Source organism: Hyunsoonleella ulvae, assembly GCF_016827605.1.
Lineage (GTDB): Bacteria > Bacteroidota > Bacteroidia > Flavobacteriales > Flavobacteriaceae > Jejuia > Jejuia ulvae.
Map to the genome: position 1 here is coordinate 70518 of NZ_JAEPJQ010000005.1, position 14773 is coordinate 85290.

Sequence of the window (14773 nt, forward strand, 5' to 3'; positions counted from 1 at the left end):
GTTCACATGAAAATCACATCAATACTTACAACTTCCTCTATGTTTAGAAATTATATCTGTACGTTTCTTGTAGTACTGGCTGTAAAAAATATTAGCTATGGTCAAGATTATACTTATGAAGTATCAGGAACTTACAATTCTGCATCAATAGATGCTAATGTAGCATCGGGTACATTTCTATCAAGTCAAGAAGATGCGGAAATTGCGCTCCAAGACAAAGTATCTTTGGCTGATGTCTCATACGTAAAATTAGGAGTGGATCATGATACATCTTTTTCCTACTGGTACAAGTATACGATAACTTTAGAAATAACACCTATTTTGTCTGATGGTACTGATGGTACTGCTTATCTATTAAATGGAGATGATGCCTTGTCTGTAGAATATAACCCTTCTGGGCCTAGCAACAATTATATTGATGTAACACAACACCAAATTCCAAATAGTAACGGCATTAAAATAAAAGTACTAAGTATTACAACTGAAAATTTGAGCGATACTTCGCAGCCTATAAATACGAGTACATCTCCAACAAATATATATCTAGAAACAGGGTTTCAATCAGAACGCTATTATTTTCAATCAAATCAACCCACAAGCTTTACAAGTACTTTAGGTACTTATGTTGATGAAAATAATACAACTGTAAACTGTAACTGCCTAGGTTTAAGTTGGACAACTATAGAGGGAGCAATTTCTTATGATCTGGAATGGACATGGGTTGATAATTATGGTAGCGATCCCGAAAATCCAACTCCATTGGATGCAACAGATATTAAGCTATCAAATAGTAATTTTGAAAGAAACAGTACTAGAATAAATACCAGTAACTTAAGTTATCAAATACCTTTAATATATTCTCAAGGCTATATTGTATATCGCATTAGGGCAGTTGGTAAATTTTTATCAGATCCTACAAAATACAATTATGGAGATTGGAGCTCTGGTATTACATCTAAAACCTATGTTAGTGAATGGAACGATAAAACGTTAATAACATCTCATGAAAATAAAAAGAATTGGCAGTTTCAAGCAAGTTATGCTGAAGAAGGTAAGAAAAAAGAAGTAGTAAGTTATTTTGATGGAACACTACGAAACAGGCAAACCGTAACTAAAATTAATAGTGACAATAATGCTATTGTGGGTGAGGTAATATATGATAATCAAGGACGTCCAGCAATAGAAGTATTACCAGTACCAGCTGGAGACAATAGGCTAGATTTTTATCCAGATTTTAATTTAAATATAGATAATGAATTATATACACATAATAATTTTGATTGGGACTCGGCTGATGCTTCACAATGTGAAATTGATAAAGATAAATTGGGTATGTCCACTCAAAATGGGGCTAGTAAATATTATGGTGTTTTAGATAATATAACAAATACATTTCAAGACTACGTACCTGATGCTGAAAATTTCCCCTTTTCTCAAATAGAATATACGCCAGATAATACTGGAAGGATAAGAAGAAAAGGCGGTGTAGGTGCTGAACACCAATTAGGCTCTGGTCATGAAATGAAGTACTATTATAGTACACCTTCCCAGACCGAACTTACGAGGTTGTTTGGGAGTAATGTTGGTAATGTTTTACACTATAAAAAAAATATGGTTGTAGACCCTAACAACCAAGTAAGCATAAGCTATATAGATCCACAAGGTAGAACCATAGCTACAGCATTAACAGGAGATAATCCACCTGCTCTAGAATCAATAACTAGTGAGAATCAGGCATCACAAGTCTTAGATGTTTTAAACAAGAAGAATGCATCCGATACAGATACTGATCTTGATAATAATATAAAATATGCAACTTCCAGATTTGGTAACATACGTGATGGCCTACAAGTATCGAAACAAATAGCAGTTGCTTCAGATGCTTCTAGTTATGATATAGATTATCAAATTTTGAATGATACACCTTTTACCCCTCAATATTGTTCAACACACATTTACCCATTTGTATACAACCTTACTTTAAGTCTCAAAGATGATTGTGCTAATGAGTTATTACCATCTACAGTGAATAATATTATAGTAGGTACAGAAAGTCTAGATGGTACGGCTATACCTGTAAATACACCATCTACAGTCCAAGACTTAAGTGAAGTGTTTCTAAATACAGGAACTTATACGTTGTATAAAAATCTAACTATTGATGAAAATGTTTTAAACAATTATGCTAATGATTATATTTCTCAACTTAAAGATTCAAGTTCAAGTTGCTACATTAATCCAGATGGTTTTGCCCCTGAAGCAGAAATAGAAGGCTGTGATCTTACCTGTGATGAGTGTAAAAATGATTTAGGATTACAAAATGAATATATTGAAGATGAATTGAGAAGCTACTACGGTAGTAAGAGTGATTTTGTAATAACAGGAAATAGTAGTACTGGGTATACTGTAGATACAATTCCTCAATCTGATGATGATAACAACGGAACGGAAGATATCAATCAAGAAGAAGTAGAGATTTTAATAATAACTTTTAATCGAGAGTGGGAGTTACTTTATCAGGCATGTGAGCAGTTGGAAGGCTGTAGTGTAACCCCAGTGTTATCTTCCTGTTCTGTAAACACTGCATTGTTATTGCAAGATATGAGTCCTCTTGGACAATATGGAAGCATTCAAGACAGTGATGACACAGACGATATACTTACCATTAATGACCCATTAAGCATATTTAATGAAGCAAACCAGTTAATTATAAATGGGGTTTCTGGTGGAACACACTGGAGATCTCCTGATGCTTATTTTGATTCTTATGGAAATGTAGCAAAAATAGAAGTTATTCAAAATGCAGATGGAAGCTATATTCCACAAATACAACCAGATGTTACAGTACGTACTGTAAATAATGAGGATGGTACTTTAAAATATTTATGGGTACAACCTCAAGATCTCTTATATGTAGAAGACTTTTTATCCTATTGGGAAGACTCTTGGGCAGAATCGCTTATAGAATACCATCCAGAAAATTGTTATTTGGAGTATAATACACAGTTGTGTACATTAACATATAACGATTTAGATACAGATGCTTATGATAGCTATATAAATTCTATCACAACCTTTGCCGATGCAGTTTCTGCTGGTGTATTTGCAAATGAAGATGATATTTATGATGAAGATCCTTATTTCCATAATACCTTGGGTACACCTTACGAGACTAATGATATATTAACTTGGAGACGAGGTATTATGACAGAAGCCATTACAACTAACTATGATGGTAATGCTAATGTAAGCATGTGGCAAATGGCATATATTACAGTAATGTGTAATGGTATTACAACATGTAATACTCCTTCAAACTTTAGTGAAATAAACAATTTAAGTAATGAGAAGTTAAAAGATAGAATATGGGAAACCTATAGATCATTTTATTTGTCACTTAAAGAGAAGATTAAGTATGTTTTTATAAATGTATATGCCAAAAACGAAGGTTGCTATAATGGTTGTATTGGTGTAGAAGGAGCTTCTACCCTTACCAATGTAATTCGGGATTATGCTCAAAAAGACAACATTGCCAATTACATAAATAACATTACAACCCCACAATTTTGTGATATTACACAATCGAGCCTATATATAGAAAAAACAAAACAATTTGTACCAATTGATATTGGATATGATTCTTCTTTAGATATAGACGACCTAATCGAAAACACAGAAGTAGATACTGAGGTGGCTGTATATTTACAAACAGGAGAATGTCCACTTTTACAAGATTTAGAGGCGTTTCTAAGTGGTTTTGTTGAAGAGAAAAACTCATCTGGTATTCAGCTTAATATTACTCAAAATAGAGTATATGCAGGTCAATACTTATCTTCAGATTTATATGAAGCTTTTGGAGGTATTATTAATGAAACCAGTACTATAAATATTAATTCAAATATTAATGGTAGCTCAATTAGTATTTCTATTCCTGAAATAGCTGTGCCATGTGTTAATCCAGTTACTTTAACATTACCTGCTTCTTCAAGTTTAAGTTGGAGTAACTATAATCCCACAATAGGTACAGGTTGGCATATAATAGGATTATCTAATCTTTATTATGATAACGATTTATCTGATTTTAGTAACGGTAATACTAATTATGGATTTCAAATATTAGCACGTATTCAGGATGGAACGGAACTCAAAGAAATTGTTTTAACTGGAACTACTTGTACAGCTATCGGAGAGTGTTCTACTTTTGATGATGGAGATACCATTGGTGAGGTTATAGATACCAATGTCTCAAATCCTGAGAGTAAGTTTGGATGTACAAGAAAAGCCAAATTTAAGAGAGACTTTGTAAAACTTTTAAATGTTCTTAATCAAAATAATACAATTAATGGTACTAACATAAGTTTAAATCAATACCCTGCTTATATAAACAGTATTTTACCAGAGTTTTTTAACGATTTTACAGAGAATCATACAGCTACTTGGAGTTTTAGTTCTTCATCCTATACTGTAGAAGTTTCAGGAAATATAACGTTTACCTTTAATGCAGAATCCATAGATATTGCTAATGATCACACATTTGAATATATAACTATTAATGAGGGAGCTTCAGATCAAATAAGTATCTATGCCTCTGATGAATTAGGAAATATATATAACGATACTGGTGTTGGTCTTTTAGGAGGAGGGATATCTCCAGGGCTAAATTATTCCTGTTGTCCAGAAGATGATGAAGGGCCTCAATTAGTACCAACTTTTACTTTTAGAAAACAAATTAGCAATGGAGGTATTACCGGAGATGGCACACTGGGTAACAGGTTGTATTACAAAGATGTTACAGTAAAACCATTGGGGATTTCATTTGGATTGAATGAAATTATTGATATAGATTTTGATGCAGGAAGTGGTTATGATAATTTTTTTAATTCTACTAATCCTGAAGATTTTAATTTTACACTATTTCTTAATGGAGAGGAGTTTACAAGAGAAAATGGCAAATTGGCTATCTCTTTTTTAGAAAACATGGATATTCATGGTTTTGTACATGCAGGTGCACGTAATCGCATATCTTGGAATGCGTATTATCCTTTTGATTTTGAAATGTATAATTTATCGTATGATTACGATCCACTTGTTGAATTTGATTTTAATGAAGGTACTGGTAATGCATTTTCTTCTCTTGGTTTAGTAGAAATGAATACTAATGAAAATAGCTGGATTACAGACCCAATACATGGTACAGGTCTAAAATTTAGTGATCAACTAGAGACACATTGGAATCAAATTGATAACTATGGATTATATTTTCTTAAAACAAAAATAAAATTTATGGGAGATATACCCGCTCCCCATCCTCTCTATTCCGAATACAATGATGCTGGATTTATTTTACAACTAGATCATCAAGATTCTGCAACAGGTCATTTAAACCAATTTGTTGTATTTGCAGAGAGAAGTTCTGATATAATAGGGCAAGATTTAATTAATGGGCTGGGATCTTTCAGTTGGGTTAATGAAAATGAGATTGCTAATGTGTGTAACTATGACATTAACAATACTGGTTTTACTTTACCAAATGCCGATTGGACTACATCATCAATTAGTTCATCATTCGAAATACGTCTTCCTTCTATAGGTTATTCAAATGCTGCTATTAACGATACTAGCTGTTATAATCACAACCAATATGGAGCTATAGATAGTCCTAATTATGGTTTTTTTCCTGAAGATGTACACCCCTCTCCTGATGGTGGTGCATTTATGGCTTCTTTTCAGTACAGTGATAATGGAACAGATGGATTAAATATAAAAGTACGCGATCTAGAGATTGGAGAAACCTATACGATATCATTCTATCAAACTTACTTAGGTTTTTCAGACCATGCTATTACTAATTCTAACCTTAGTTTATCGCCTGCTAAATGGTTGGTAATTATAGATCGTTATAGCCCTAATGAACAAACTTTAACTACTAGCGATAATATGTCTTTTGCTTCTGGAGCTAAGAGGTGGGAATATGTAGAACATACTTTTGTAGCAACTGATTCTATACATGATTTATATTTTGCAGGTCTTAAAGCAAATTTAGGAACGCCAAAATCCTATATAGGTATTGATGGAATAAAGGTTACTAAAACCATCGATAATTCTAATGTATCTAGCTCTAATACTAATTGCTTAGCGGACTGTATACCTCAAACAGTAGCACCAATAAGCTCTGATGAAAAATATAACGATTTTATAAACTTTTTAGCATTTAATTCAGATGCAGATCCAGAATCTACCAAAATAAACAACTTATATTTCTCAAGTTTACCAAAATTAACAACAACAGATCCCAATGATGATGAAACTCTTGAATTCTTTAGGGCATTTAATTATGCGTATTTAGTAGATTCTTATATAGCATATATTGAAGCGTTAAACATTACATCAACTTACGATAAATACTACCTTACTATTGCTGAATTTGGAGATACAAATCTAAATTACGGATACGATATGATAGATACTGTAGTAGCCGCCTATGTGTCATATACTGGTGGTCACTCAGAAACAGATAATGAAGAAGATATTTATTGGAACGATTATGTTAATACCATTTATATGGTAAATAACTTTGTTTGTCCACCAGTACCAATGCAACCAAAACAAACATTTGTAATTGAAACTCCTCCAGTAAATCCGTGCGAAAGCTTTAGACTAAGTATTTCTGAAGCTTATAAACAAGAAGCCTATGAAAGCTATCTTAATGAACTAAAGGAGGAGTTTAAAAGAGAGTATATAAAACAAGGTATTACAAATGTAGAAGAGACACTAACAGCATCATATTCTGATAAAGAATACCAATACACATTATACTATTACGATCAAGCAGGTAATCTGGTACAAACCGTAGCACCAGAAGGTGTAGATAAACTAAACGCCAGTGAAATAGCTAATGGAGATCAACCAGAACATACATTTAAAACACAATACCGTTATAATTCTTTAAACCAATTAGTATGGCAAAGTACACCAGATGGTGGAGAAACGCGTTTTGCTTATGATGAATTAGGTAGAATTATTGCTTCACAAAATGCAAAACAAATCAAAGGAAATCCTGAAGTAGGTTTTGGCAATTTCTTTAGTTATACCCAATATGATGAACTAGGTAGAATAATAGAAGCTGGAGAAGTCTTTGACCCGGTTACCATTCAAAATCCAGGAAACAACACTTATAAGAGGGCAATTGGTGATGATGGAAAATTGTACAGATTGGTAAATGGCGTATACAATCCTGCTAATATTGAAAATAGCTTTCCTCAGTTTCTGGACAGAAAGCAAATTACAAAAACTACCTATACAACCACATCATCGCTAGCACAAAGTTTAGGTTTTAATCAATCAACAAATACACGAAATAGAGTAACCTCTGTGATTTACATTGAAGACTCAAGTTCTGGATTAGATTGTAATAATGCTATTTTTTATGATTATGACATTCACGGTAATGTAAAAAAAATGGGGTATTACGTGTATCTTGGAGATCCAAGTGCACAAAAAACTTTAAAAACTACAGAGTACGAGTACGATCTAATAAGCGGTAATGTTAACCAAGTTATTTATCAAAAAGATCAACCAGATCAATTTATACATCGTTATCAATATGATGCAGATAATAGGATAACAGCAGTACAAACTTCCAGAGATGGTGTCCTTTGGGAAACAGATGCTTCTTATCAGTATTATGAGTATGGACCATTAGCTCGTACTGTGCTAGGGGAACAGCAAGTACAAGGTATAGATTATGCTTACACCATACAAGGCTGGTTAAAAGGAGTAAATGGAGAAAATGCAGGTGTTAATGATATGGGCAATGATGATGGTACACTTACAGCAAAAGATGCTTTTGGGTTCTCGTTAAACTATTTTAGTGGAGACTATACTAATGTTGCAGGAACTACGCCTTTTACAGTAGCTGAGTCCTCAAACCAAAATCCAAATAACTTGTACAATGGTAACATAAAAACAATGGTTACTAGTTTAATTGATTTAAATGAAGATGCCTTAAGTGTACTGCAAAACAATTACACTTACGATCAGTTAAATCGTATAAAAACCATGCAGTCATACAATATAGCAAACAGCAATTTAGTTTATGCATCCAATTATACATATGACAAAAATGGTAACCTCACAAGTTTAGAGCGTGATGCTAACGGAACTCCAATGGATCGTTTATCTTATAACTATAACTCCAATCAATTAACTCAAAATTCCACATTACGTAACAACCGCTTGTACAGTGTAGACGATACAGTAGCTGCAAATACCTTTGAAGATATAGATATTGATGGCGGACAATCCACAGGTGTTTTCGATACCCAATCCGGAGAGTTCAATAATGCCAATTACCAATACGATGCAATAGGGCAACTTATAAGTGATGAACAAGAAGGGATTACGAACATAAACTGGCGTGTAGATGGTAAGGTAGAAAGCATTACAAAAGATGATGGTACCATAACAAGTTTTGAATATGATGGCTTAGGTAACCGCATATCAAAGACACATATACCTTTAGGTAATACCAGTGATGCCACACATACCTATTACATACGTGATGCCCAAGGCAATGTAATGGCTGTTTATAATAAAGGGCTTGTGGAAGTATCTAATTCTACTACAGCAAATATTCCATCAGGAATTATTTCGGGGACAGAAACTTACCAAGCCAATCAAGATATTATCTTTGGCGGAAACGGAACATTTACGGTTACTGCTCCAAATGGAAATATTACTGTAGAAGCTGGTAATTCTATTACTTTAAAACCAGAAACACATATAGAGTCAGGAGCAGAAGCACTTTTACAGATTAATCAAAACATTAATATTCCACCTGTAACTGAAATTGTAGGTTTAGAATTATCAGAACATCATATATACGGTAGCTCAAGATTAGGGATACAACAATATACAGAGACCCCTACTTTAGTTGCACACACATATAACAATACTATTGGAGATAAACGTTACGAACTAAGTAACCACTTAGGCAATGTTTTAAGTGTAATAAGCGATCGTAAATTATTAAAAAATGGTATATTTACATCAGACGTTCTTTCATATAATGATTACTATCCCTTCGGTCAAGCCCTACCGGGTAGAAGTGGACAATCTGACGACTATCGTTATGGATTTAATGGTTTTGAAAAAGATGATGAAGTTAAAGGAAGCGGTAATAGTTACACCACTGAATGGAGACAGTATGACCCAAGAATAGGAAGATGGCTTTCTATAGACCCTGTTTACAAGCCTTTTGAAAGTCCTTATGTGGCTTTTTCTAACAACCCAATGTATTATATTGATAGATTAGGAGATGACCCTGAGCCAGCAATTACAGTTTATCAAGGCTTGCTTTACATAACTGTATTGAGCGAGATGTTATCAAATATAGCTAGTGTTATTGAAGATGGGACAAAAACAATCGAAGCTATGAATGCTGAGTTGGATTTGGTAAATCAGAAACGTCAGGCATTAGGCTTTTTTGAAAGAAACAATTTATCATCTTGGATTAACGAGGCTATTTATACTTTTACAGATGAAAAGCTTCAAGAAATGTACGATAACGTAGTTTCTATAACTGAAGAACGCATAGACGAGTATGAGAGGTTATATTCTTATTACAATGAAATTAATAAAACATTAGCAGAATTTTTAGATAGTGATGTAGCAGAAGAACTTGTTTTTGAAACCGAAGATGGCGGTTATGAGATTTATAGAAGAATCCCAAACGCATCCACAACCAAATCTCAAGCTACAAATACTAATAATAGCCTTCATAAGAATAATAATAAGTATAAAGGACATCAAGGGGTTTATGAGATTAAAGTTAATGGAAAGACCTTTAAGTATGGGAAAGCTGATATGACAAATATGAGTTCCACTGGTTTACCAAGAAGACTTCAGTCACAAATTAATAAGTTAAAAAAGAAATTCCCCGGAAAACTTATAACTGGTAAGGTAATTTTTAATAGGAAGAATATAACAACAAAGAAGATTAAGGAAATAGAAGCTAAAACAGTAAGGAAATACGTTAAAAAGTTTAAGACCTTCCCTAAAGGTAATGTATTGGAAAGAAAAGCAGCAGAGAGAAAGAAGAAAGCAAAACGAAAGAAAATATGAAAGCATCATTGATGTCAATTTTAGTAGATTCAGATTTAGAATATGAATTTCCATATCAAATAGGTCTTTTATTTCATGAAAGGTTTAATAATGTTTTTGAAAAAGAAATCATTATTGCAAATCCTAAGTATAAAGATTGGATTTTAAGCTTAAATTTATCTCATTCAAAACCTATTAAAGACATATTGTTAAAAGGTCCTGATATTGATAAAAGAAATAAGATTGTTACTTTTTCAATTTTTAATGGAATTATTAAAAAAGGAATATCTTCTAAAGAAATAACAATTTTTTTCATGGAAAATTTGTTGATAAATTTAAAAGATATATTAGAATTGTTAAAAGTTGAAATTGCTTTTGACTTAGTAGAATCCTTTTTTGAAAATTTTCTAAATGATTTAAATATTAATTATGAAAAATATATTGACTATTACACCGAAGAAGATGACGAACTATTTTAGTTTTATATTATTGTTTTTTTTAATTAGCTGTACAGATGTTGAAAAGGCAAAAACCTCTGAAGATATTATTGAAGCAGAGAATACTGAAAAATTGGAGAATCTAAAGATGGAAATTGAGATGCAAAGTATTGATAGGGCAGAAAAAATAGATAGTTTGATTTTCGAGATTGAGAAGTTTAATCAGATGACAAAAGAAACTATCAAAAATAGCAATGATAGTATTTCAAAAAGTAAATTAAAATAATTTTGATTGGTAAAGGCGGTAGAAGTATAATGTAGTGTGCGGAATATTTTAAAATATAAATAATTAAGTGATAATTGGTATGCCATGGCATACCCCTGATGGTCCTAGTTTGTAGTTACGGCTACCGCTAGCATTTGCTAGTGGAGGCAAGAGTGAGAAGAAAAAAAGAAAAGCTTTTACGGCAACGTAAAGGCTTTTTTAGTTTTAAGGTAACAACTGTTAGTTTTCCTATATTAAGTGTTTCAAAATATAGTGATGTAGCAATATGGGTAAAGAAATTGGGATGACGTTAAGCATAGTATTAGATGGCTACAGGTACGTAATCAGTATAAAGCGATATCATTTTAAAAGTATTGATAATTTACAGAAAAAGCTGGAATTTCATCATCCGATGAAAAGCATGGCGTTTTAGGTATGATTTATGTGTTAAGAAATAATGAGAATTTAATAATTTGTATATTTGTAATATGAGTGCATTAGAATTAAGGCATAAACTGCAAGAGCTGATGAAATATACCAATGATTTGGATTTGGCTAAGGCTTTTGATGAATTTGTTGAAAAATATAAACGAGAAAAATCTACATCTGTTTTAACCAAGGCACAACAAAAAGAAGTAGAAAGAAGGAGAGAAAAACATTTAGCTGGAGAAGGAAAGTCTTATACTCTAGAAGAATTCAAGCAAGAGGTTTCTGCGAGATATGGCATATAATCTTATTGTTAGGGATGATGCTCTTAAAGATGTGTTTGCGAGTTATGATTGGTATGAGAAGAAGCAAATTGGATTAGGTAAAAGATTCTATACTGAAGTTCAGAAGATACTTGGCTACATAAAACAATATCCACATCATTATCAAGTTAAGTTTAAAAATATACGGGAAGGTGTTTTAAAGATATTTCCTTATGTTATTATTTATGAGATTTTAGATAATGATATTATAGTTTATTCTGTATTTCCTACCAAAGATAATCCAGATAAGAAACCGAAATAAGTCAGATTTACATTATAAAATTTTAAAGTGAAAACCATCTATTTGCTAGGTGGGTTTTTATATCTTAGATTTCGATTAATCTAGTATTAATCATAAGTTCTTTAAAATAAAATAACCCCGATGGTCCTAGTTTGTAGTTCTTGCTACCGCTAGCATTTGCTAGTGGCGGTAAAGATTAGTACAAGAGTAAGAAAAAAAGAAAAGCTTTTACGGCAACGTAAAGGCTTTTTTGTTGTTTTTAGTTCACTAGCTACAAAGTAGCGGTAGCTGTAAAGATTTACTATATTGGCATCATGAGTAGAAATTATAAGTTTCACAACAAAGCAGGTCTATATTTTGTAAGCTTTGCCACCGTAAATTGGATTGACGTATTTACAAGGCAGATATATTTTAACGTTTTGGTAGACAGTATAAACTATTGCAGGGTAGAAAAAGGTATGGAACTATATTGCTACTGTTTTATGCCTAGCCATGTGCATTTTATATTCAGGTCAAGAAATGAACAACCCTCAGAACTATTGCGAGACTTTAAACGTCATACGTCTAAAAAAGTAATAGAAGCCATTGCAAACAATCCACAAGAAAGCAGAAAAGAATGGCTGTTGTGGATGTTTGAACGTGCAGGAAAAAAACAAGGCAATATTTCAAAATACCAATTTTAGCAGCATCACAATAAGCCAATAGAGTTATGGAGCGAAAAAGTAATCAAACAGAAAATAGATTATATTCATAATAATCCTGTAGAAAGTGGTTTTGTAACTAATCCTGAAGATTGGAAATACTCAAGTGCCAGAAATCATCAAGACGACCATACTGTTTTAGAAACAGATGATATTGGATTTTTTCAATAAACACTAACCGTATTATTATTCTTTTTTTTTGAGATGTATTTTAGGATACATCTACGCTCCAAAACCATACATTTAATAAGGCAAAACCCTAACTGTCATTAAGGTAGAGTATATAACTTTAGCCATAAAAAATTTACTTACCTAAAAATGAAAAAACAGATACTTGTTTTATGCGTGGTTTTAACATGTATAGCGTTTACTACCGATGTGCAAAAGCGAATGGTAAGAGAAAATGGCTATGATATTGAGTGCTACATCTCTACCAAAAAGTTAAACAATTACAGCTCAGACAAAACATATTACTGGTTTAAGTCTGGTGGTGTACATCAATCATTAGCAAATGCCGGTGGCAATGTGCTACACGATTCTTATTTAAAGTATTACAGATCTAACCAACTAGCAGAACAAGGTGCTTTTGATTATGGCCTAAAAACTGGTATTTGGAAATATTGGGATGAAAACGGACAGCTATTGTTACTAGAACACTGGCATAATGGTTATAAACAAGGCAAATGCATAACATATAGCACCAACGGGGATATGGTTTTAGCTGGTACGTATAGACATAATATTAAAGTAGGGCGATGGATAAATTATAAAACTAAAGATACTACGTACCACGCAAAAGACACTATTTATACCGAAAAGCCTAAGCTTATGTTGCTTAGTATCCTAAGAAAAAAAGACTCAATTGAAAAAGCAGAAATAAAATTTAATAGAATTGCCAAACGAAAATTTGATTCTATTGAAAAGGTTAAGATAAAACAAGAAAGGATTGTTAAAAAGCGTAATGACTCAATTGAAAGAGCAAAAAATAAGCAAGAACGATTAACCAAAAAACGTTTGGATTCTATTGAAAAGGCCAGAGGTAACAAGAAAAGTTTTATTAAGCGCCTATTTAAAAAGAAAGGATAAGTGTGGTTTATTAAATTTTACTACAACTAATAATAATCTTATTACCTTTTGTATCTGTGGTAAAAAAGAGGTAATGGTTGCCTCCATCTTTTAGTTTTAGTTTTTTTCGAATAGCTTCAACTTTATCAGGAAAATTTCTGGTGGTTACATTGGCTTTATCTATCTTCAGTGTTTTAAAGCGTTTTTTATTATACGGAATTACAGTATCTATTTTAAATCGTCTTCCAGGAAAATCTATCAAGAATTGGCTAGTATACAAATGAGAATGCGCTTGTAATTTAAAAATATTTAATTGTTTTGATACCTGATTAAAACCTCCAGACTTTAAGATAGCTGCATTGGGTTCGTATAAATAGGCTAGGGGTTCGCTATAGCTTACCTCAGATACAATTTCATCATTTAAACCAAAGTTAAATGTTTCTATAGCATCGTTTTTTAAATTAGCTGTTTTTATTGCGATAGTACTATCGTAATCTGTTTCTAAAACCCACAATAGTTCTTTCACTTCATTTTTTACAGCTACAATATGTATAGTTTTTACATGCTGTAATTCGTTAATTCCTGCCGAAATATCCAATAGAGGCGCAGTTTTTATAAGTATGTTTTTAGAACGCTGAAATAGTACTTCTAAATGCTTTGGGACATCTGGTAAACAATCCTTAAGAAAGAACACTTTTCCTTTAGAATCGTGACGTCTGGAGGGGTCTACATAAATCCAATCGTATGTAGTGTTGGTTTCTGATAGTAATGTAATGCCATCAACTTGCCTTGCCTCAATATTTTGAATATTTAGTTGCTTAAAATTATGCTTTACAATAGACGACAATGCGGTATTGATTTCACAATGTGTAACAGTTTTAAATCGTTTTGCGAAATAATAGCTGTCTACACCAAAGCCACCGGTTATATCTATTAAGCTGTTGCCTTTTATGATCTCTGATTTGTATTTTGCTGTTATTTCAGAAGAGGTTTGTTCAATATTTAGCTTATTGGGATAGTAAATATTTTTGGTTTTAAACCATGTGGGAAGCTTTAATTTGCATCGCTTTTTTGCTTCAATATGGTTAACAATTTCGGGGGTTTCTACACCTTCAAAAGTTATGCCTTTTAAAAGTATTTTATTAATATCAGAATTTAAATTGGAATTTATAAACTCTTGTACTTCAATATTTAAAATTGATGTATTCAAACAA

Annotated in this window: 7 protein-coding genes and 1 pseudogene; 7 read left to right on the forward strand and 1 reads right to left on the reverse strand. The window is 32.3% G+C overall.

The window, feature by feature from the left end; all coding sequences use genetic code 11:
- Positions 1-6: 6 nt before the first annotated feature.
- The 7 genes and pseudogenes from JS605_RS13200 to JS605_RS13230 all read left to right on the forward strand — a co-directional run bounded on the left by JS605_RS13200 (position 7) and on the right by JS605_RS13230 (position 13580).
- Entirely contained in the window at positions 7-10122 is a 10116-nt protein-coding gene (locus JS605_RS13200) for an RHS repeat-associated core domain-containing protein (RefSeq protein WP_203258194.1), read from the forward strand.
- Positions 10119-10580: a hypothetical protein gene (locus JS605_RS13205; protein ID WP_203258195.1), complete on the forward strand. Its 462-nt coding sequence runs from the start codon at positions 10119-10121 to the stop codon at positions 10578-10580. Before JS605_RS13200 ends, JS605_RS13205 begins: the two co-directional genes overlap by 4 nt.
- Positions 10564-10824, forward strand: coding sequence for a hypothetical protein (locus JS605_RS13210; RefSeq protein WP_203258196.1), 261 nt, complete (start codon positions 10564-10566; stop codon positions 10822-10824). The genes JS605_RS13205 and JS605_RS13210 overlap by 17 nt, the downstream gene beginning before the upstream one ends.
- A gap of 467 nt (positions 10825-11291) precedes the next feature.
- Entirely contained in the window at positions 11292-11534 is a 243-nt protein-coding gene (locus JS605_RS13215) for a hypothetical protein (RefSeq protein ID WP_203258197.1), read from the forward strand.
- Complete coding sequence (locus JS605_RS13220) at positions 11524-11814, forward strand: type II toxin-antitoxin system RelE/ParE family toxin (RefSeq protein ID WP_203258198.1); 291 nt, start codon at positions 11524-11526, stop codon at positions 11812-11814. The genes JS605_RS13215 and JS605_RS13220 overlap by 11 nt, the downstream gene beginning before the upstream one ends.
- Before the next feature lie 293 nt (positions 11815-12107).
- Positions 12108-12665: pseudogene (locus JS605_RS13225) on the forward strand (REP-associated tyrosine transposase).
- Between the two features lie 147 nt (positions 12666-12812).
- Positions 12813-13580 carry a toxin-antitoxin system YwqK family antitoxin gene (locus JS605_RS13230; protein ID WP_203258199.1) on the forward strand — a complete coding sequence of 256 codons (768 nt, stop codon included), beginning with the start codon at positions 12813-12815 and terminating at the stop codon, positions 13578-13580.
- A 10-nt stretch (positions 13581-13590) separates the two neighbouring features.
- Here the strand turns inward: JS605_RS13230 and JS605_RS13235 are convergent, their stop codons facing one another.
- Positions 13591-14769: a THUMP-like domain-containing protein gene (locus tag JS605_RS13235; RefSeq protein WP_203258200.1), complete on the reverse strand. Its 1179-nt coding sequence runs from the start codon at positions 14767-14769 to the stop codon at positions 13591-13593.
- Between the last annotated feature and the right edge of the window lie 4 nt (positions 14770-14773).

Excerpts from the sequence above, each read along its gene's own strand:
- JS605_RS13210 (WP_203258196.1), top strand. The coding sequence starts at position 10,564 with ATGACGAACTATTTTAGTTTTATATTATTGTTTTTTTTAATTAGCTGT.
- JS605_RS13215 (WP_203258197.1), top strand. The coding sequence starts at position 11,292 with ATGAGTGCATTAGAATTAAGGCATAAACTGCAAGAGCTGATGAAATAT.
- JS605_RS13205 (WP_203258195.1), top strand. The coding sequence starts at position 10,119 with ATGAAAGCATCATTGATGTCAATTTTAGTAGATTCAGATTTAGAATAT.
- JS605_RS13230 (WP_203258199.1), top strand. The coding sequence starts at position 12,813 with ATGAAAAAACAGATACTTGTTTTATGCGTGGTTTTAACATGTATAGCG.
- JS605_RS13220 (WP_203258198.1), top strand. The coding sequence starts at position 11,524 with ATGGCATATAATCTTATTGTTAGGGATGATGCTCTTAAAGATGTGTTT.
- JS605_RS13200 (WP_203258194.1), top strand. The coding sequence starts at position 7 with ATGAAAATCACATCAATACTTACAACTTCCTCTATGTTTAGAAATTAT.